Consider the following 18,993-nt stretch of genomic DNA (forward strand, 5'->3'; position numbering starts at 1 on the left):
CGCCGCCGCCTGACTCGAACGCCGGAGGCTTGCTGTGGTGCCCCCCTTCGGCCTCGTCCTCCACGGTGAACTCGCCGCTCTGCCAGTCGGGGGCGTACAGCGGCGGGAACCGGTGGATCTGGTCGGCGGGCACGTGGAAGCCGGTGTCGGTCATGCCCAGCGGCTCGAAGATGCGCTCGCGCAGGAACGTCTCGAACGACTGGCCGGTGACCCGGGCGACCAGCACGCCGAGCACGTCGTCGCTGAGGTTGTACATCCACCGCTCGCCGGGCTGGGAGGCCAGCGGGAGCGTGGCCAGGCGGCGCATCCACTCATCCGGGTCCGAGCCCGGCAGCAGCCAGCCGTCCTCCTGGCCGTAGACCCCCCGCTCGAAGAACGCCCCCATGATCGGGGCGGTCTTCGCCGTCAGATCCAAGCCCAGCCCGCACGTGGAGGTCAGCAGGTCGCGTACGGTGATCGGCCGGCGCGCGGGGACGGTGTCGTCCAGCGGGCCGTCGGGCCGCTTGAGCACCTGCCGGTCGGCGAGCTCGGGCAGCCACCGATCGACCGGGTCGTCCAGCCGCAGCCGGCACTCGTCCAGCAGGACCATCGTCGCCGACGCCGCGACCGGCTTGGTCGTGGAGGCCATCCGGAAGATGGTGTCGCGGCGCATCGGCGCGCCGCCCTCATGGCGCATCGTCCCGAGCGCCTCGACGTGCGTCTCCTCGCCCCGGCCGACCAGGGCGACCAGGCCGGGGATCTTCCCCGACTCGACATGCCGTGCCAGCACCTCACGCACTCTGCGCAGCCCCGCTGCGGAGAAACCGCTCGTTCCCATCATGAATCTCCTTGGTTCTTCATGCATCGCTGAACGTCTGCGACAGTACATTGCATTCATATTTTCGTCAACATGCAGGATTTGATAATCAGCCTGTTCAAGGCCATATATTGCAATGAATATGGAGCTGATTGCAATAGATGATCAAGACTCGTGTTGCAATGGACTGCGAGTGATTGCATACTGTGCGGACGCGGAAGATGGGAGGCGAGCACCGATGCCCGGAGACAGACTCACCGACGAGGACCGTCGGCACATCGCCGCAGGGCTGGCCGAGGGGCTCGGATACACCGAGATCGGCCGGCGTCTCGGGCGGCCCGGCTCGACCATCATGCGGGAGGTCGCCCGCAACGGCGGACCCGGCGACTACGGGTCGCAGCGGGCGCAGGAGGCCACCCAGGAGCGTGCGCGCCGTCACAGGAAGGCCAAGCCGCCACCGCCGCCGATCGGCGACAGCAGCCATGGACGCGACCCCCAAGCAGTCCAGAACGTCACGGAATCCTTCGCCACACTCCTTGAGCAGCAGGGGATGCCCCGGATGGCGGCCAGGGTGCTGGCCTGCCTGTACGTCACCGACTCCGGCAACCTCACCGCCGCCGACCTGGTCCAGCGGCTTCGCGTCAGCCCCGCGTCGATCTCGCAGACCATCGCCCTCCTCGAACAGCAAGGACTGCTCAAGCGGGAACGAGCCCCCGGCGGGCGCCGCGAACGCTACGTCGTCGACGACGAGCTCTGGGTCCGGTCCACCCTCGCGGCTCTGCAGATGAACGAGACCCTTGCCGCCGCATCGCAGCGCGCGGCGGAGGTCCTCGGGGCCGCGACCCCGGCCGGCGCCCGCTTCAGCGTCGCCGTGGAGTTCCTGCTCCTGGTGAACGCGAGCCTCGGGCAGGTCATGCAGCAGTGGCAGCAGAACGAGGCCGACCGGAGACGCCGGGCACCGGTCATGACCTACCGCGGCTTCCGGCGGGGCCGGTCGGATGGGTGACAAGGGAGCGCGTCAAGATCGCGGAGTGGTGCGCAGCGTTCGCGCAGGGGTCGCGTCAGAACGTCGCCACCCCGATCGTCGTCCGCTTGCCCGAAGCGGTGCGGAACAGCGTTGACGGTGGCCGGGGGGCTGCCCCGGCCACCGATCGGGGATCAGTCGACAGCGGGACCGGCGATGGGCGTGTAGCCGCCGAACTGGCTGCCCGGCTGGCCGTTGACGTAAGGCCGGAAGTTGGACGCCAGCGCGCCGGAGGTCAGGCGGGCCAGCAGGGTCTGGTCGTACGGGCCGCCGTTGGGGGCGGTGGCGAAGGCCGCGGGATTGCCGGTCGCCTCGCCGTCGACCCGCTCGAAGCCGACGACGCGGTCACGGCGGTAGGCGTAGACGGCGTTGTCGGGACCCCGGACGTACAGGAAGTTGGTGGCGAGTGCGATGTCGCTGGTCGCGGTGAGGCCGTCCAGCGGCTGCCAGGTCGCGCCGGTGGTGACGAGGTTCATGGTGTACACCCGGTTGTCCTCGCCCCGGGCCGCGATCTCGTAGGCGTTGATGCCGAAATCGTCGCGGATGGCGATGTTGCTGTTGACCCGCAGGTCGCCGATCGGCTGGAAGGCGGTGGCGGTGTTCGCGCTCACATTGCTGAAGTAGACGCGGTTGTCGCTGCCCCGGACGAAGACGCGGACGTTGAAGGGAAGAGTGAGGAATCCGCGGCTGGCGGTGACGTCGCTGGTGGCGAAGCCGCCGAGGCTGCGCCAGCCCACCCAGGCGCCGTTGCGGCGGACGTTCGTCCACACCGCGCCGTCGGTGCCCCGGGCGAAGAGCTTGACGCTGGCGGGCGGCTCGTCGAAGGCGACGATCGCCTCGACCTCGCCGGTCACGGTCAGGCCGGGCACCGTGGAGTAGCCGGTGACCACGCCGGACGGGGTGATGGTGTTGGTGTAGACCTGGTCATCGGTGCCGCGGACGTAGAACTCGGTACCGGACGTGGTCACCACGACGTTCGGGTCGCCGATGATCACCCCTCCCAGCGACTGGAACGGGCCGAAGACGCCGCCCGAAAACGTGCTGTACAGCAGGGAGCCGTCCGCGCCGCGCGCCGCCACTCCCTTCGCCGACCGGGTGAGGGTGTAGTCGTGGGCCACCCGCGGCGTGCTCAGGTTGGGCAGGTCGGCGGCGTAGGCGGGCGGAGGAGGACCGGCCGCCGCGGCGGGAGAACCGAGGGCCAGCAGGCCCACCGCGGCTGCCAGGGCGACACCCGTCGCAAGCGGCCGGCGCAGCCAATGGCGTAACTGCTTCATCGCAGAGTCCCTTCATCGACTTGGCGAATCGGACTCTGATTCGTCGGCGTCCCACGAGTGGATCAAAATCTTTCGACGGCGGCCCCCGCCGCGCGGGGCCGGTGCGGAATCTGAGCCCCAGCCGGCGCTGGAAACCCCGTGCCGGATCAGCGGCCCCTAATGCGACTTGCTCGCAATTGCGACTTATGGGCAGAATGTGATGTTCGCTCGCATCATGGCCTACCGACCTCTCACCTCCGGAGACTCACCCACATGAGCCGCCCGATCCGAGCCTTGCCGATCATGCGAAGGTCGCTCGTCCTGGCGGCGGCGCTGACGCTGACCGCCTGCTCACCAGCCCCCGTCACCCAGGGGGCCAAGCCGGCGGCGGCGCAGGCCGGCTTCCCCGTCACGGTCGAGAACTGCGGGCGCAAGCTCACCTTCGACAAGCCGCCCGCCAAGGTCGTGACCGGCTACCACCCCTCCCTGGAGACCCTGCTCGCCCTCGGACTGGGCGACCGGATCGCCGGGCGCACGAACTTCGCGGAAAGCCCGTTCCTACCGGGCCAGAAAGAGCAGTACGACAAGATCCCGGAGATCGCGCCGACGATCATGCTCCCGCAGAAGGAGGTCATGCTCGCCCAGGGCGCGGACTTCGTCCTGGACAACGCGATGGCCGGTTTCGACGCCGCCGGCGGCTACGCCACGGTGGAGGAGCTGGACGCGGCCGGCTCGCCGCCGTACATCCTGGGCGGCTGGTGCAGCCCCGAGGAGGTGCTGCGGTTCACCATCGACGACACCTTCACCGACCTGCGCAACCTCGGCAAGATCTTCGGCGTCTCCGACCGCGCGGAGAAGCTGGCCGGCGAGCTGCGGGGACAGCTGGCCGAGGTGAAGAAGCGCGTCGCGGGCCGCACCCCGGTCAAGGTGCTGGCCACCGACGGCGGCAAGGGCCCGGTCAACGCCTACGGCGGGTCCGGGATCACCGACCAGATGATCACCCTGGCCGGCGGCGTGAACGTGCTGGCCGCCGTCAAGGGCGACTACACCGAGGTCAGCGCCGAGCAGGTCAGCGCGTCCCAGCCGGAGGCGGTCCTGGTCAGCGACTACGCCACCCTGCGCGGCGAGGACATGCCGAGCTCGCCGGCCAAGGCCGAAGAGGCGTTCGCCATCGCGAAGAACAGCCCGGCCGCCAAGGACAAGCGCTACCTCGCCCTCCCCGTGGCCGCCCAGCACCCCGGCTACCGCAACATCCTGGCCATCACCGACATCGCCCGCTTCCTGCACCCCGGCGCCTTCACCCAGTGACCAGCACAGCTCGGCAGAGCCCGGCACGGACCGGGCTCGTGTCCAGGAACCGCCGCGCGAGCCGGTTCCTCCTGCTCGTCGTCGCGCTCATCGTCGCCGTCGTCGCCTCGACCTGGCTGGCGGTGAGCATCGGCGCGGTGCACGTCGCCCTGCCCCAGGCGTGGGGCATCGTCGCCGACCGCCTCGTCCCCGGGCTGATGCCCCGCACCTGGACCCCGGTGCAGGAGCAGATCGTGTGGGAGTTCCGGCTGCCGCGCGCGCTGCTGGCGCTCCTGGTCGGCGCCGGGCTGGCGGTGGTCGGGGCCGTGCTGCAAGCCCTGGTACGCAACCCGCTGGCGGACCCGTTCCTGCTCGGCGTCTCCTCCGGCGCCTCGTTCGGCGCGGTGCTCGTGCTGATCCTGGGCGCCTCCGCGCTGGGCGGGCTGTCCCTGTCGGCCGCCGCCTTCGCCGGGTCCCTGCTCGCGCTCGGCCTGGTGTACGCACTGGCCCAGCGGTCCGGACGGCTCACCCCGTCACGGCTGGTGCTGGCCGGGGTGGCTCTGGCGTACCTGTTCCAGGCCGCCTACAGCTACGTCCTGCAAGCCGCGCAGAGCGGGCGGGCCGCCCAGCAGGTGCTGTTCTGGCTGATGGGCAGCCTCGGCGGCGCCCGCTGGCACCTGCTGCCGCTGCCCGCCGTCGTCCTGGCCGCCGGGGTGACGTACCTGCTGCTGCAACACCGCCCGCTGAACGCGCTCGCCGCCGGGGAGGAGACGGCCGTCTCGCTCGGCGTGAACGTCAACCGCTTCCGCCTGACCCTGTTCGTGCTGACCTCGCTGCTGGTCGGCGTGCTGGTGGCCACCAGCGGCGCGATCGCGTTCGTCGGCCTCATCGTGCCGCACACCGCCCGCCTGCTCGTCGGCGCCGACCACCGCCGCGTGCTCCCCGTCACCGCCCTGCTCGGCGCCGTGTTCCTGCAGCTCGTGGACATCGCCGCGCGCACCGTCAACGCCCCGCAGGAGCTGGCGCTCAGCATCGTCACCGCGCTGTTCGGGGTGCCGTTCTTCCTGTGGCTGCTGCGCCGCCGCTCCGTCGACCGGGCGGTGAGCGTCACGTGACACCCGGCTCTTCAAGCGTGAAGCTCGACCTGAACGGCGTGTCCGTCGCGCTCGACGGCACCCCGATCGTGCACGAAGCCGACCTGCTCGTGGCCGACGGCGAGTTCGTCGCCCTCGTCGGCCCGAACGGCTGCGGCAAATCCACCCTCCTGCGCACGATCTACCGGGCCCTGCGGCCGTCGGCCGGGCTCATCGCCGTGGACGGCGACGACGTCCACCGGCTGCCCGCCCGCCAAGCCGCGCGGCGCACCGCCGTCGTCGCCCAGGAGACCCCCGCCGACCTGGACTTCACCGTGGCCGAGATCGTCGCCATGGGACGCACCCCGTACCAGGCCGACGCTCGCGCGGACGAGGACCTGTGCGCGCGGGCGCTGGAGCGCGTCGGCCTGACCGGCGCCGCCTGCCGGATCTTCGCCACCCTGTCCGGCGGCGAGAAACAACGCGTCCTGCTCGCCCGCGCCCTCGCCCAGCAGACCCGCCTGCTCCTGCTCGACGAGCCCACCTCCCACCTCGACATCCGCCACCAGCTGGAGATCCTGCACCTGGTACGCGAGCTCGGCATCGCCACCCTGGCCGTCCTGCACGACCTCAACCAGGCCGCCGCCTTCTGCGACCGCCTCTACGTCATGAACGCCGGCCGCATCGTCGCCGGCGGACCCCCCGGCCAGGTCCTCACCCCCGAGCTGATCTCCCAGGTGTACGGCGTCCGCGCCGCACACCGCACCCAGCTCGTCTTCGAACGGCTCAAGGAGGAGCAGTGATCAAGCGGCCGCCTCACCGGACGCGGCGGGTGGCACCCAGGTAGAGCAGGCACAGCAGGGCCAGCCCGGCGCACGCGGCGAGGGCCGTGGACGCGCCGGCGGGCAGCAGGAGACCGCCGAGCGCGGTGCCGAGGGCGATCCCGGCGTACAGGGCGGAGGCGTTCAGGCCGATGACCACGGCGGTCTCCTGCGGCGCCGCGTTGATCAGCCGGACCTGCTGCGCCGGGGTCTGGAACCAGGTGGTGGCGCCCCAGGCCACCATGAGCAGGGCCGTCAGCGGCAGCCAGTGCGCGCTCGCACCCGCCGCCCAGGCGGAAGCGGCGAGGGTGACGGTGAGCCCGGCGAATCCGATGGCCTGGACGGGGATGGGGCCGTACCGGTCGACCTGCGCCCCGGCGATCAGGTTGCCCAGGACCGCGCCGACGCCGTACAGGAACAGCAGCCACATCTCCTCCTCCGTACCGGCTCCCAGCGCGTGCAGGACGGGGACGGCGAAGGCGTACAGCCCGTAGCCGGCGGCCAGGCCGGCGACGGTGAGCGGCAGCACCGCGAGCACGGCCGGGTGGCGCAGCGCGGTGAGCCTGCGGCGCAAGGGGATGCGGGGGCTGCCGGGCAGGGCGGGCATGATCGCGCGCACGCCCACGGCGCCGGCCGCGCACAGCGCGGCGACCAGGCCGAGCGCCGCCCGCCAGTCCAGCGCCCGCTCGGCCAGGTTGCCCAGCGGGACGCCGAGCGCGGTGGACAGCGTCAGCCCGCCGATCACCACCGACAGCGCCCGGGCCCGCTGCGCGGGTGCGACCAGCGACGAGGCGGCGGCGCCCGCGTTCGGGGTGAACGCGGCCGCGCCGGCGGCCGCCAGGACGCGCGTGACCATCAGGACCGGGAAGTTCGGGGCCAGCGCCGAGCCGAGGTTGGCCAGTGCGAGCACGACGAGCGCGCCGGCCAGCAGGGTGCGGCGTGGCATCCGGGCCAGCACGGTGGCCAGGATCGGTGACAGCACCGCGTAGGTGATCGCGAACACCGTCGCCGACTGCCCGGCGGCGGCGACCGAGACGTGCAGCGACTCGGCCATGGCGGGCAGGAACCCGGCGACCACGTAGGCGTCGGTGCCGACGGCGAACGTGCCGAGCGCGAGGATCCGGGTGGAGCCGAGGCCACGCGGATGACGATCTATCGGGATATTCGACATCCCCATTCCTTTCACAAGAGTGCCCGGAGGCCTGGAACCGTGCTGTCAGCCGGGCATGCTCAGGTAGTTACGGCGAGCTCGCGCGGCCCCCGAGGGACTGCGTGCCATCAGGTCGGCGATGGTGTGCGAGGCGAGTTCGCGCCGCCAGGCCAGCTCCGCGCCGCGCATCACGACCGAGATCCCGCAGGGGTGCGCGAACTCCTGCCCGGCGCCGCGCCCGCCCTCTCCGCGCTGCCGGATCTCGGCGCAGCGGAACGCGTCCGTGGCGCCCTCCAGCGCGGTGACCACGTCCATCACCGTGATCCGCTCAGGCGGGCCGGCGAGCGACCATCCGCCGCGCGCCCCTGGGCTCGACGTCAGGATCCCTGCCTTGGCCAGCGCCTGGAGGCGCTTCTTCAAGTACTCCTGCGGCAGGTCGAACCATCCGGCCAGCCTGCGGATCGACACGGGGGCTTCGTCGCTCAGCCAGCCGAGCGTGACACAGCAGTGCAGCCCCCATTCGACGCCCTCGCCCATACGCATAACCGGGACTATACACATCCCGGTTCAGCCCAGGTCCGCGGGGCCGCGCTCCAGCGCGAGCTGGAGCGCGGCCTTCGAGAGAGGAGCCCGGTCTACACCTCATCGCCGATCGAGCACTCCGCGAGGATCATCGTCCACGACGCGGCGGGCAGCCGCGCCGTCAGCCGGTCACCGTCAGCCTGTACGGTCAGCGGCTGCGGAAGGGCCTCCACCCGGTGCGGGTCGTCCCCGGCGGCGATCACCGTGGCCGACACCGGCCGGACCGCCGCCGGGAGCCGGGCGGTGAGGTCGAGGTCCTGGTCGGGCGACCGGTTGACGGCGAACAGCGCCACCCGGGACCCCTCGACGGTGGCCACCGCGGACAGCGCGGGCGCCTCGCCGTACCGTTCGGTCTCCAGGAGCGGCCCGGACGGCTCCACCCGCAGCACCATGCCGCGCGCGTGCCGGGCCGTCAGCGCGAACGGGTGGAAGATCGTCTGGCGCCAGGCCGGGCCGCCGGGCTCGGTCCTGATCGGCGCGATGATGTTGGCGAGCTGCGCCTGGCAGGCGATGCTCACCCGGTCGGCGTGCCGCAGCAGCGTGATCAGGAAGTCCCCCACCACCACGGCGTCGGCGGCGGTGAAGGTGTCCTCGATCAGCTCGGGCGCCTCCTGGAACGGCAGGCGCTCGCGCCCGGCGAACCGGCTCTGGTACCAGACGTTCCACTCGTCGAAGGACAGGTTGATCTTCTTCTTGCGCCGGAGCTTCGCCCCGATGTGGTCGGCCGTGGCCACGATGGCCGAGATGTAGCGATCCATGTCCACGGCGCTGCAGAGGAAGCCGGGCAGGTCGCCGTTCTCCTCGTAGTAGTTGTGCAGCGAGAGGTAGTCGACCGCGTCGTAGGCGTGTTCGAGGACGGTGGCCTCCCACGCGCCGAACGTCGGCATCCCGCTGTTGGAGCTGCCGCACAGCACCAGCTCGATGCCGGGGTCGACGATCCGCATGGCCTTGGCGGTCTCGTTCGCGAGCCGTCCGTACTCGTGCGCGGTCTTGTGGCCGATCTGCCAGGGTCCGTCCATCTCGTTGCCGAGACACCAGAGCTTGATCCCGTACGGGTCGGTCACTCCGTGTTTGACCCGCAGGTCCGACCACTGCGTCCCCGAGGGGTGGTTGGCGTATTCGAGCAGGTCACACGCCTCCTGGAGGCCCCGGGTGCCGAGGTTGACGGCCATCATCGGCTCGACCCCGGCGGCCCGGGTCCAGGTCATGAACTCGTTGAGCCCGAACGCGTTCGTCTCGATCTGCCGCCAGGCCAGGTCCAGCCGGGAGGGGCGGTCGGGGCCGACGCCGTCCTCCCAGCGGTAGCCGGAGACGAAGTTGCCTCCCGGGTAGCGGACCACGCTCACGCCCATCTCGCGGGTCAGCTCCAGCACGTCGGTGCGGAAGCCGTTGTCGTCCGCCGCCGGGTGGCCCGGCTCGTAGATGCCGGTGTAGACGCACCGGCCCATGTGCTCGACGAACGAGCCGAACAGGCGCCGGTCGACGGGGGCGATGCGGAAAGAGGGGTCAAGGGTCAGGTGTGCTTGCGGCACAGGTCAGGCTCCTCGGTAGACGCGTACGTAGTCGAAGTCGGCGTTGACGGCCGGCTGAGCCCCTCCGTGGGCGACCAGGCCGATGCGCACGGCCGTGTCCTTGGGGAAGGTCCACACGCCGCCCCAGGTCCATGTCTTGCCGTCGCGGCTGGATCCGGCGCGGAACTCGTGCTCCCCGTTGGCCGGGTCCACGTGGTGCGCCAGCCGCAGCCAGGTGGTCTTGGCGGGCGGGCCGACGATGTTGCCGCCGTAGGACAGCCGGTCGGCGAAGGTCAGCTCGCGGCCGTACTCGACCTGGCGGGTGTTCCAGATGGCGACCTGGGACAGGCGGGCGAAGTCGTCGTCGGAGGCGTAGGCGACCAGCCCGGCCTGCTGGTAGTTGCGTACGGCGTCCTCGCCCAGGTCGAGCGTGACCTTGGTCTCCACGACGTAGTCGCCCTTGGGGGCCTCGCGCAGCAGCACCGACGCCTTGTTGCCGGCCCCGACCAGGTCGGCGCCCTGAACGGGCCAGCGCAGCACGCCCTCCTCGCTCCTGGCCGCGGCGTCCTGCCGCACCCAGGTCCAGCCGGAGCCGATCGGCCCGTCGAACTCGTCGGCGTCCAGCAGCCTGCCCGTACGCGGCGTCGGCACCGCCTTGGTGACGGCCTTGAACAGCGGGGCGGCGGAGACGTTGTCGAAGTCGGCGCCCCCGTCGGCGACCAGCCCGATCGGGCCGTTCGCGCTGCCCGTGACGGTGACGCTCGCCCGCGGGTCACGGAGCCGGTCCTCGGTCACCTCGGCGGTGATCGTCCGTCCCTTGACGGTGACGGCCAGGTTGTGCCAGGTCGCAGCCCCGCCGGGCAACGCCACCGTACGGGACGCACCGCCCGAGGCAAGCGTCAGCCCGTCGCGCGAAACGACCGCGGTCGTCCCGCCTATGCGAATCCCGGCGGACTTGTCCGTCTTGAGGTCGGTCTCGACGCGGACGTCCCCGCCGAGCGACTTACGGCTGACAAGCGTGCCCTGGCCACGGACATACCCATCCTGTACGGTCCAGCCGGCCGTGTTCCGCCAGCCCGACAGATCGCCCGCGAACCGGTCGTCCACGACCCCGCGGGTCACCGGCGTCTCCCGCGACCGCTCGGAGGGCCCGGCCCCCGCGCGCACGGCCGGCCAGCCGTCGATCCAGTCCAGCCGGTCCAGCAGCATGGGCCGCTCGTTGATCCCGTACGGCTCGTCCAGGAACGGGTCGCTTCGATCGATGGCGTGGTAGAGCATCCAGTCCTGACCGGAAAGGTCGGTGAGCTGGGCGTGGTGGCCGGTGCCGATGAAGCGGTTGCCGTTCTGGTCCAGGACAGGGGTGCCACCGGCGCGCGAGGCCAGCAGCGGCACGCCCTCGCGGTCGGTGAACGGCCCGCGTGGGCTGGTCGAGCGCCCGGCCAGCACCGAGTAGCCGGTGGTCGGCCCGGCGCAGCAGTTCGCCGAGGAGCCGAGCAGGTAGTAGTGGCCGTCGTGGCGCACCACGTACGCGCCCTCGAACTTGTTGTCGATCGCGACCTGCTGCGGCTGCCCGGTGGCGTGCAGCCCGTCGGCGGACAGCTCGGTCACCCACAGGCCGCCGAAGAACCCGCCGAAGTACAGGTATTTGCGCCCGTCCACGTCGGTGAACTGCGCGGGGTCGATCGTGTTCCAGTGCGCGTTGCCCGAGGGGCGCGGGGCGACGACCGGGGCGTCGATGTGCGTCCACGGCCCGGTCGGCGTGGGTGCCGTGGCGGCGCCGATCGAGTAGTCCCAGTTGGCGGGCGTGCTGGCGGTGTCGGTGACGGTGAAGTACATGACGTACCGGCCGTCGAGGTAGCGGATGTCCGGCGCCCAGAACAGACTGCCAGGGGCCGCGTACGACGGCAGGTTGCCCGGCCCGAACGCGTCGCCTGCGTAGGTCCAGTTGACCAGGTCGCTTGAGCGGGCGATCGGCAGCCGGTGCAGGACCTTCTCGCCTTCGCGCAGCGGGTCCGACGTGCCGTAGGAGTACCAGTAGCCGTCCTGCCCGCGGATCACCGCGGGGTCGGCGAACGTGTCGGAGAAGGAGTTCGACACCGGATTGGTGAAGAGGGAGAGGATCAGCGTGGCGATGACAGCCAAGTGCATAGATCAGCCTTTCAGGCCGCTACGAGAGATGCCTTCGATGACGTACCGCTGGGTCAGACTGAAGAGGATCAGGACGGGGATGCCGGCCAGCACCGCGCCCGCCATGATCACCGGATAGTGGATCGTGTACGCGCCCTGCAGGATCGACAGGCCCGGCGGCAGCGTGAAGTACTCGGGACTGAAGATCACGTAGATCGGCCAGATGAAGTCGTTCCAGTTGGACAGGAAGCTCAGCACGGCCAGCGTGGCCAGCGCGGGCCGCGACAGCGGCAGCGTGATCCGCCAGAAGATGTGCCAGTGGTTGGCGCCCTCCATCAGCGCGGCCTCGTCGAGCTCACGGGGCAGCCCGACGAAGAACTGCCGCAGGAAGAACACCCCGAACGCGCCCGCCGCCCCCGGCACGATGAGCGCCGTCAGGCTGTCCAGCCAGCCGAGCTGGTCGACGATCAGGAACTGCGGGATGAGGAAGACGAACCCCGGCACCAGCAGCGTGCCGACGATCATCCCGAACATCAGCTTCTTGCCGCGGAACTCCAGCCTGGCCAGCGCGTACGCGGCCAGCGACGACACCACGAGCACCAGCAGCATGTGCCCGGTGCCGGCGATGAGACTGTTGGCGAACCAGCGCAGCACCGGCGTGTCCGTGGTGCCCTGGAAGACCGTCCCGTACGCGGACGTCGTCGGCTCGGCGGGCAGCAGCGTGGGCGGCACCCGGGTGGCCTCGGTCTGCGTCTTGAACGACACGCCCAAGGCCCACACCAGCGGCCCCACGAACAGCACGGCGAGGGCCAGCAGGCCCGTGTAGCGCTTCATGACCGGGTCCTGAACAACCGGAAGTTGGCCACGCTGACCAGGATCAGCAGCAGCGTGAGCAGGTAGCTCATGGCCGAGGCGCTGCCCATCTTGTACTCCCTGAGCCCCTGCTGGAGCAGGTACATGATCGCGGTCCGCGTCTCCCCGCCCGGCGACCCCTGGGTCAGCAGGTACGACTGCCCGAACATGTTCGCCGAGGCCAGGATCGTCGTCGTCACCACGAACAGCGCGACGGGCCGCAGCCCCGGCAGCGTGACGTGGACGAACTCGCCCCACCGCCCCGCGCCGTCCACTTTCGCCGCGTCGTACAGCTCGCGCGGGATGTCCTGCATCCCGGCCAGGTAGATCACCGCGTTGAACCCGAGCGTCCACCAGACCGTCACCCCGACCAGCGCGATCCAGGCCCACGGCGTCGCGGTGGTCCAGGGGATCGGCGTGCCGAGTATCCAGTCGACCAGGCCGAGGTTCGGGTCGAGCAGCAGCCGCCACATCAGGCACACCACCGCCACGCCCAGCACGAACGGCGCGAAGAACAGCCCCCGGAACAGCGTCCTGCCCCGGAAGGGCCGGTTGAGCAGCAACGCCACCCCGAGCGGCAGCACGACCAGGAACGGCACGCTGAACACGGTGAAGATCCCGGTCGCCCGCATCGACATCCAGAAGTCGCCGTAGACGGGCGACTGGCCGTCGAACAGCGCCGTGTAGTTGTCCAGGCCGACGAACGGCTTGCCTTCGAGCAGGTAGTCCCAGTCGTGCAGGCTCACCCAGATCCCGAACAGGGCCGGGGCCAGCACGAACACGGAGAACAGGATCAGGTACGGCGCCAGGAACAGGTACGGCGTCGCCCTGCCCGACCGGGGGACGCGCACGTCCCGCATCGGCGCCTCCTCCGCCGCCCGCTTCGCCGAGATCGCGACCATCAGGCGCCGTACTTCTTCCGGTTGGCCTCAAGGATCTTGTCGGCCTTGGCGGCGGCCTCCGTGAGCGCGTCCTTGGAGCTCTTCTTGAGCAGGATCGCCGCGTTGATCGCCTGGTCGACGACCGCGGAGGCGTCCCCGATGCCCGCCACCGACGGCAGGAAGTACAGGTTGTCGATCTGGGTGCCGATCGTGGCCTGCTCCTTCAGCGCCGCGAACTCCGCGCCGTCGCGGATCGACTTGCGGGCCGGCACCTGGCCGCCCTTGGCCCACTCCAGCGAGTGGCCGCTGATCCAGTTGATGAACACCTTGGCCGCGGTCAGCTTGTTCTGGTCGGCCGTACGCTGCTTGAACACCACGAACTGGTGCGAACCCGCCCACGCCGCCGGTTTCGCCCCGATCTGGGGAAGCGGCGCGACACCCCACTCCAGGTCCTTGATCTCCTTGAGCGTGTTGATGGACCAGATGCCGTTCCAGTTGAACGCGGCCTTGCCGTTCTGCAGGGCGATGAAGTCGGCGTCCTGGCCGACGTTCTTGGGGCTGTAGCCCTTGTTGACGAGCTCGACGAGCCAGGTCAGGGCCTGCACGCCGGGGTCCTCGGCGAAGCGCGAGACGCTGGCGTCGTCGGCGAAGAGCTGGCCGCCGTTCTGGTAGAGCAACGTCCCGAACTGCATGCTCCCGGTGAACGGGAACGGCGTGGCCCAGTGCCCCTGGATGCCCGCCTTCTTCAGCGCCTCCAGCGCCGCCAGGTACTCCTCACCGGTCTTCGGCGGCTGCTCCGGGTCGAGCCCGGCCTTCTTCATGACCGTCTTGTTGTAGAACATGCCGAGCGGGTGCACGTCGAGCGGGATCGAGTAGCGCGCGCCCTTGTAGACGCCGGCCTTCCAGACCGGCGGGGAGAAGTCCGCCTCGGTGAGGCTGAGCGCGTTGGCCACGTCGTCGAGGGGCAGGACCACCTGCCGGGCCGCGTTGGTGGCGACGCTGTCGACGTGCATGATGCCGAGGTCAGGGCCTTGACCTGCGGAGACGGCCGCGGGGACCTTCGCGTAGTAGTCGGCCCACTGGTAGACGTTCATCGACACCTTGATGTTCTGGTGCTCGGCGTTGAACTGGTCCACCAGCTTCTTCATGACCGGGCCGTCGCCGCCGGTGAAGCCGTTCCAGAACTTCAGCGAGACCGAGGGACCGGTGTATTCGGTGGGCGCCGCCGTGGTGACCGGCGCCTGCGCCTGCTTGGGGCCGCCGCCTCCGCCGCAGCCCGCCGCGCCGATGGCCAGCGCACCGAGGCCCAGACCCAGTGCGCGCCGCCTGGAGAGGTTGTCGAGGGACATCCAGATCACTCCTGCCCGTGAGGTTACGGACGTTGTACATCGTTGGTTCCAACGTTGTAAATTGCCTGGCGCCAGTTCGTTACATCGTTGTAAACCAGGTAGGGTTCCGGTGGCGAAGGGGGCATGGTGCGGCCGAGGCTGAAGGACGTCGCCGAGCTGGCCGGGGTGTCGATCAAGACCGTGTCCAACGTGGTCAACGACTATCCCCATGTCAGTGGGGAGACGCGCGCCCGGGTGGAGGCGGCGATCGCCGAGCTCTCCTACCGGCCGAACCTGTCGGCGCGCAGCCTGCGCGCGGGCCGCTCAGGCGTGGTCGCGCTGGCGGTGCCCGACCTGGACAACCCCTACTTCGCCGAGCTGGCCACGAACGTCATCGAGGCGGCCGACCGGCGCGGCTGGACCGTGCTCATCGACCAGACCCAGGGCGACCGGGCCAAGGAACGCGTGGTGATCTCCGGGATCCGCGACCACCTCATCGACGGGCTGCTGTTCAGCCCGCTCGCGCTCACCGGCAAGGACCTGGCCGGGCGCGACGAGCGTACGCCGATGGTGCTGCTCGGGGAGCGCATCGGGACGGGCCGCTCGCCGTACGATCACGTCGGCATCGACAACGTGGCCGCCGCGCGGGCGGCCACCCTGCACCTGGCCGAGCGCGGCAGGCGCCGGATCGCCGCCATCGGCGTGCAGCGCACGGCCGCCGCCGCGACGGGCCGCCTGCGGCTGAAGGGCTACCAGCAGGCGCTCGCCGAGGCCGGCCTCCCCGCCGACCCGTCACTGGTCGCGCCGGCCGCACGCTGGGGGCGCGCCGACGGCGCCGAGGCCATGAGCCGCCTGCTCGACTCCGGCGCGCCGGACGCGGTCTTCTGCCTCAACGACACGCTCGCGCTGGGCGCCCTGCGGACGCTGCTCAAGCGGGGGTACGAGGTGCCGGGCGACGTGATGGTGATGGGGTTCGACGACATCCAGGACGGCCGGTTCGCCACGCCCACACTGTCGACCGTGGCGCCCGACAAGGCGCTGATCGCGCAGTCGGCGGTCGACCTGCTGGCCGAGCGGCTGAGCGGCGGGACGGACAAACCACACGAGGTGTGCGTGCCACATCGGCTGGCCTTCCGGGAGAGCACGGATGCGCCCGCCCGCGACCCGGGGCTCAGCGGGCCGGCGTGATCGGGATGATCGTCCCGTCCGCGGCGAACTCCATCCGGTCGAGACGAACGGAAAGCGCATTCCCCGACCTCTTGACAGCCCTGATGGTTACGTAAACACTCGGCGGCAACACCCCGGAAACATCGCCGCAATCGGATCCCGCCCCATCTCCGCCGCTGGATCCACGGCTGGCTGTTAGCGCTAACAGCGCATTTTCCTAGGAGGCCGAGAACGATGAGACCAGCCTTACGCCGGGCGGCCGCCGCCGTCCTGCTGATCGCCGCCACCCTCGCCGCCCGGCCGGCCGCGCCCGCCCAGGCCGCCCCGGTCACCATCACCAACGGCACCCAGTTCCGCGACACCGCGGGGAACGTGGTGCACGCCCACGGGGGCGGCGTGCTGAAGTCAGGCGCCTACTACTACTGGTTCGGCGAGAACCGCAACTCCGACAACACCTTCCGCGCCGTCTCCGTCTACCGGTCGACCGACCTGCTGACCTGGGAGTTCCGCCGCGACGTCCTCACGCGTACATCGAACTCCGAGCTCAACGTCGCCAACATCGAACGGCCGAAGGTCATCTACAACAGCTCCACCGGCCGCTACGTGATGTGGATGCACAAGGAGAACGGCACCGACTACGGCGAGGCGCGGGCCGCCGTCGCCTCATCGGCGACGATCGACGGCGACTACACCTACCACGGCAGCTTCCGCCCGCTGGGCCAGCACATGTCACGCGACATCACGCTCTTCAACGACAACGGCACGGCGTACATGATCTCGGCGGCGGACGAGAACTACGACCTGCACATCTACCGGCTCACCGCCGACTACCTCAACGTCGCCTCGCTGGTCGGCAACTTCTGGAACGACGCCCATCGCGAAGCCCCGGCGATGTTCAAGCGGGGCTCGACGTACTTCCTGCTGACCTCCGCGGCCACCGGCTGGAACCCGAACCAGGCCAGGTACGCGACGGCCGCCAGCGTCTCCGGCCCGTGGACCGGATGGACCAACACCGGCGACGGCACGACCTTCGGCTCCCAGCCGGCGTACGTCCTGCCGGTGCAGGGCACCTCGACGACGAGCTACCTCTACATGGGCGACCGATGGGCGGGCGCGTGGGGCGGGCCGGTGAACGACTCGCAGTACGTGTGGCTGCCGATCACGTTCCCGTCCGCGACGAGCATGAGCCTGAGCTGGTCCCCGCAGGTCACGATCGACGCCGCGACCGGCGTGATCACGGGCTCCGGCAGCACGCCGTCGTACCGGATCACGGCCCGGCACAGCGGCAAGGTGATGGACGTCGTCAGCGCCTCCATGGCGAACAACGCCGAGGTCAAGCAGTATCCGTGGAACGGCGGCGGCAACCAGCAGTGGCAGTTCCAGGACGCGGGCGGCGGCTACGTCCGGCTGGTGAACCAGAACAGCGGCCGATGCCTGGACGTCGCCGGCGGCTCGACCGCGGACGGCGCGAACGTCATCCAATACACCTGCGGCTCCGCCACGAACCAGCAGTGGCAGTGGGTCGCCACCGGCGGCTACTTCCAGCTCCGGGCCCGGCACAGCGGCAAATGCCTGGACGTGTCCGGAGCCTCGACCGCCGACGGGGCCGACATCCAGCAGTACGCCTGCGGCAGCGGCACCAACCAGCAGTGGACCCGCACCTCCTGACCCACCGGAGCGACCATGACCTCCATCCTGCGGCGGACGGCGCTGATCGGCCTGGTCGGCGCCCTGCTGCTCGCCCTCGGCCTCATCGCCTTCGAACGTCCCGCCAGGGCGGCCGACCCCTACACCGCCTATCTGATGGCGCACTTCACCGGCGAGAGCGCCAACGGCGAGCAGATCTACTTCGCCACCAGCACCGACGGCCTGCACTGGAGCGACCTCAACAGCTCGCTGCCCGTCCTCACCTCCCACCTCGGCGAGCTGGGGGTCCGCGACCCCGCCATCGTCCGCTCGCCGGCCGGCGACCGGTTCTACCTGATCGCCACCGACCTGCGCATCGCCGCCGGCAAGGGCTGGAGCGTCGCTCAGCACGACGGCAGCACCTCGCTCGTCGTATGGGAGTCGCCCGACCTCGTCACCTGGTCGGCGCCACGCCTGGTGAACGTCGCCGGGGCCATCCCCGACGCCGGCTGCGCGTGGGCGCCCGAGGCGATCTACGACCCGGCGACCGGCGACTACGTCGTCTACTGGGCGACGATCTCCCCGCGAAACGGCGTCGACAAGGCCCGCATCTACTACTCCCGCACCCGCGACTTCCGCACGTTCACCGCGGCGCAGCTCTCCATCGACCGGCCCGGCACCCAGGGCATCATCGACACACAGATCCTGGAGATCCCCGGCAGCGTCGGCGGCTACCGCTACGTCCGCGCATCCGGCGACGGCCAGATCACCATCGAGGGCAGCAACCAGATCCTCACCGGCTGGACCCGGCTCGGCGACATCTCCCACCTCGGCTACACCGGTGCGCAGGTCGAGGGCCCGATCCTGCACCAGTACAACGGCCGCAACGAATGGGGCCTGTGGGTCGACCAGTACGCCGCCGGCCGCGGCTACCTCCCGCTGACCACGACCAACCTCGCCGCTCCCGGCGGCTACCGCGTCCGCGCCGCCTCGGAGTACGCGCTCGGCGCCAGCCGCAAACGGCACGGCTCGATCATCGGCATCACCCAGGCGCAGCTCACCGCACTACAGGCCAAGTGGGGCGGCCCCGCCTCGGCCGGCACCCAGCGCCTGCAGTCGGCCAACTTCACCGACCGCTACGTACGGCACAGCGACTTCGACGTCCGCATCGACCCGAACGTGAGCCCGCCGGCCGACTCGCAGTGGCGCATCGTCCCGGGCCTGGCCGATCCGGCGGCGGTGTCGCTGGAGTCGTCGAACTTCCCCGGCTGGTTCCTGCGGCACTCCAGCTACGACTTCGTACTGGCCAAGCACGACGGCAGCGCCGCCTTCCGCGGGGACGCCACCTTCCGCCGGGTGGCGGGCCTGGCCGACTCCTCGGCGGCGTCGTTCCAGTCGTACAACTTCCCCGACCGCTACCTCCGCCATTCCAGCTACCTGCTCCGCCTCGACCCGATCAGCACGGCCACCGGCCGGGCCGACGCCACCTTCCGGATCACCAGCTGATGCCGGGGT

The 18,993-nt window shown here is 70.5% G+C and carries 16 protein-coding genes; 7 read left to right on the forward strand and 9 right to left on the reverse strand.

Annotated features, from left to right (window positions below; translation table 11 throughout):
• The coding region (locus ABEA43_RS59380) for a serine hydrolase domain-containing protein (protein ID WP_345576884.1) at positions 1-820 on the reverse strand (820 nt) is incomplete at its 3' end.
• Between the two features lie 214 nt (positions 821-1,034).
• On the opposite strand from ABEA43_RS59380, the gene ABEA43_RS59385 reads away from it, so the two are divergent.
• Positions 1,035-1,802, forward strand: a complete 768-nt coding sequence (locus ABEA43_RS59385) for a GbsR/MarR family transcriptional regulator (protein WP_345576886.1) — start codon at positions 1,035-1,037, stop codon at positions 1,800-1,802.
• A gap of 152 nt (positions 1,803-1,954) precedes the next feature.
• Here ABEA43_RS59385 and ABEA43_RS59390 read toward each other — a convergent pair whose 3' ends face one another.
• Entirely contained in the window at positions 1,955-3,094 is a 1,140-nt protein-coding gene (locus ABEA43_RS59390; protein WP_345576888.1) for a DUF8189 domain-containing protein, read from the reverse strand.
• Positions 3,095-3,346: 252 nt separating this feature from the next.
• Here ABEA43_RS59390 and ABEA43_RS59395 point away from each other — a divergent pair, with 252 nt between their 5' ends.
• The 3 genes from ABEA43_RS59395 to ABEA43_RS59405 are packed head-to-tail and all read left to right on the forward strand — an operon-like array spanning position 3,347 to position 6,236.
• Positions 3,347-4,381, forward strand: a complete 1,035-nt coding sequence (locus ABEA43_RS59395) for an ABC transporter substrate-binding protein (protein WP_345576890.1) — start codon at positions 3,347-3,349, stop codon at positions 4,379-4,381.
• A gap of 38 nt (positions 4,382-4,419) precedes the next feature.
• Positions 4,420-5,475 (forward strand): FecCD family ABC transporter permease, encoded by a 1,056-nt coding sequence (locus ABEA43_RS59400; RefSeq protein ID WP_345576892.1) that lies wholly within the window; start codon positions 4,420-4,422, stop codon positions 5,473-5,475.
• Between the two features lie 17 nt (positions 5,476-5,492).
• On the forward strand, positions 5,493-6,236 hold the full coding sequence (locus ABEA43_RS59405; protein ID WP_345576894.1) for an ABC transporter ATP-binding protein: 744 nt from the start codon (positions 5,493-5,495) through the stop codon (positions 6,234-6,236).
• A 13-nt stretch (positions 6,237-6,249) separates the two neighbouring features.
• Here the strand turns inward: ABEA43_RS59405 and ABEA43_RS59410 are convergent, their stop codons facing one another.
• From ABEA43_RS59410 to ABEA43_RS59440, 7 genes are all read right to left on the reverse strand, one after another.
• Positions 6,250-7,425, reverse strand: coding sequence for an MFS transporter (locus ABEA43_RS59410; RefSeq protein WP_345576896.1), 1,176 nt, complete (start codon positions 7,423-7,425; stop codon positions 6,250-6,252).
• A 45-nt stretch (positions 7,426-7,470) separates the two neighbouring features.
• Positions 7,471-7,947, reverse strand: coding sequence for an RrF2 family transcriptional regulator (locus ABEA43_RS59415; RefSeq protein WP_345576898.1), 477 nt, complete (start codon positions 7,945-7,947; stop codon positions 7,471-7,473).
• Positions 7,948-8,039: 92 nt separating this feature from the next.
• Positions 8,040-9,518, reverse strand: coding sequence for an arabinosylfuranosidase ArfA (gene arfA / locus ABEA43_RS59420; protein ID WP_345576900.1), 1,479 nt, complete (start codon positions 9,516-9,518; stop codon positions 8,040-8,042).
• 3 nt (positions 9,519-9,521) lie between these two features.
• A complete protein-coding gene (locus ABEA43_RS59425) occupies positions 9,522-11,645 on the reverse strand; it encodes a family 43 glycosylhydrolase (RefSeq protein WP_345576902.1) in 2,124 nt (707 codons plus the stop codon).
• Positions 11,646-11,648: 3 nt separating this feature from the next.
• Positions 11,649-12,458 carry a carbohydrate ABC transporter permease gene (locus ABEA43_RS59430; RefSeq protein ID WP_345576904.1) on the reverse strand — a complete coding sequence of 270 codons (810 nt, stop codon included), beginning with the start codon at positions 12,456-12,458 and terminating at the stop codon, positions 11,649-11,651.
• A complete protein-coding gene (locus ABEA43_RS59435; protein WP_345576907.1) occupies positions 12,455-13,378 on the reverse strand; it encodes a carbohydrate ABC transporter permease in 924 nt (307 codons plus the stop codon). Before ABEA43_RS59435 ends, ABEA43_RS59430 begins: the two co-directional genes overlap by 4 nt.
• On the reverse strand, positions 13,378-14,706 hold the full coding sequence (locus ABEA43_RS59440; RefSeq protein ID WP_345576909.1) for an ABC transporter substrate-binding protein: 1,329 nt from the start codon (positions 14,704-14,706) through the stop codon (positions 13,378-13,380). The genes ABEA43_RS59435 and ABEA43_RS59440 overlap by 1 nt, the downstream gene beginning before the upstream one ends.
• 123 nt (positions 14,707-14,829) lie before the next feature.
• Between ABEA43_RS59440 and ABEA43_RS59445 the strand changes: the two genes are divergently transcribed.
• The 3 genes from ABEA43_RS59445 to ABEA43_RS59455 all read left to right on the forward strand — a co-directional run bounded on the left by ABEA43_RS59445 (position 14,830) and on the right by ABEA43_RS59455 (position 18,984).
• Positions 14,830-15,873 carry a LacI family DNA-binding transcriptional regulator gene (locus ABEA43_RS59445; protein WP_345576911.1) on the forward strand — a complete coding sequence of 348 codons (1,044 nt, stop codon included), beginning with the start codon at positions 14,830-14,832 and terminating at the stop codon, positions 15,871-15,873.
• 213 nt (positions 15,874-16,086) lie between these two features.
• On the forward strand, positions 16,087-17,520 hold the full coding sequence (locus ABEA43_RS59450) for an RICIN domain-containing protein (RefSeq protein WP_345576913.1): 1,434 nt from the start codon (positions 16,087-16,089) through the stop codon (positions 17,518-17,520).
• Between the two features lie 15 nt (positions 17,521-17,535).
• Positions 17,536-18,984 (forward strand): glycoside hydrolase family 43 protein, encoded by a 1,449-nt coding sequence (locus ABEA43_RS59455; RefSeq protein WP_345576915.1) that lies wholly within the window; start codon positions 17,536-17,538, stop codon positions 18,982-18,984.
• Positions 18,985-18,993 lie beyond the last annotated feature (9 nt).

This window comes from Nonomuraea rosea, from assembly GCF_039539705.1.
GTDB lineage: Bacteria > Actinomycetota > Actinomycetes > Streptosporangiales > Streptosporangiaceae > Nonomuraea > Nonomuraea rosea.

What these genes read in the sequence shown, in the direction of transcription:
- ABEA43_RS59385 (WP_345576886.1), top strand. Translation starts at nt 1,035, where the DNA reads ATGCCCGGAGACAGACTCACCGACGAGGACCGTCGGCACATCGCCGCA.
- ABEA43_RS59390 (WP_345576888.1), bottom strand. Translation starts at nt 3,094, where the DNA reads ATGAAGCAGTTACGCCATTGGCTGCGCCGGCCGCTTGCGACGGGTGTC.
- ABEA43_RS59395 (WP_345576890.1), top strand. Translation starts at nt 3,347, where the DNA reads ATGAGCCGCCCGATCCGAGCCTTGCCGATCATGCGAAGGTCGCTCGTC.
- ABEA43_RS59410 (WP_345576896.1), bottom strand. Translation starts at nt 7,425, where the DNA reads ATGTCGAATATCCCGATAGATCGTCATCCGCGTGGCCTCGGCTCCACC.
- ABEA43_RS59415 (WP_345576898.1), bottom strand. Translation starts at nt 7,947, where the DNA reads ATGCGTATGGGCGAGGGCGTCGAATGGGGGCTGCACTGCTGTGTCACG.
- ABEA43_RS59425 (WP_345576902.1), bottom strand. Translation starts at nt 11,645, where the DNA reads ATGCACTTGGCTGTCATCGCCACGCTGATCCTCTCCCTCTTCACCAAT.
- ABEA43_RS59430 (WP_345576904.1), bottom strand. Translation starts at nt 12,458, where the DNA reads ATGAAGCGCTACACGGGCCTGCTGGCCCTCGCCGTGCTGTTCGTGGGG.
- ABEA43_RS59435 (WP_345576907.1), bottom strand. Translation starts at nt 13,378, where the DNA reads ATGGTCGCGATCTCGGCGAAGCGGGCGGCGGAGGAGGCGCCGATGCGG.
- ABEA43_RS59440 (WP_345576909.1), bottom strand. Translation starts at nt 14,706, where the DNA reads ATGTCCCTCGACAACCTCTCCAGGCGGCGCGCACTGGGTCTGGGCCTC.
- ABEA43_RS59445 (WP_345576911.1), top strand. Translation starts at nt 14,830, where the DNA reads ATGGTGCGGCCGAGGCTGAAGGACGTCGCCGAGCTGGCCGGGGTGTCG.
- ABEA43_RS59450 (WP_345576913.1), top strand. Translation starts at nt 16,087, where the DNA reads ATGAGACCAGCCTTACGCCGGGCGGCCGCCGCCGTCCTGCTGATCGCC.
- ABEA43_RS59455 (WP_345576915.1), top strand. Translation starts at nt 17,536, where the DNA reads ATGACCTCCATCCTGCGGCGGACGGCGCTGATCGGCCTGGTCGGCGCC.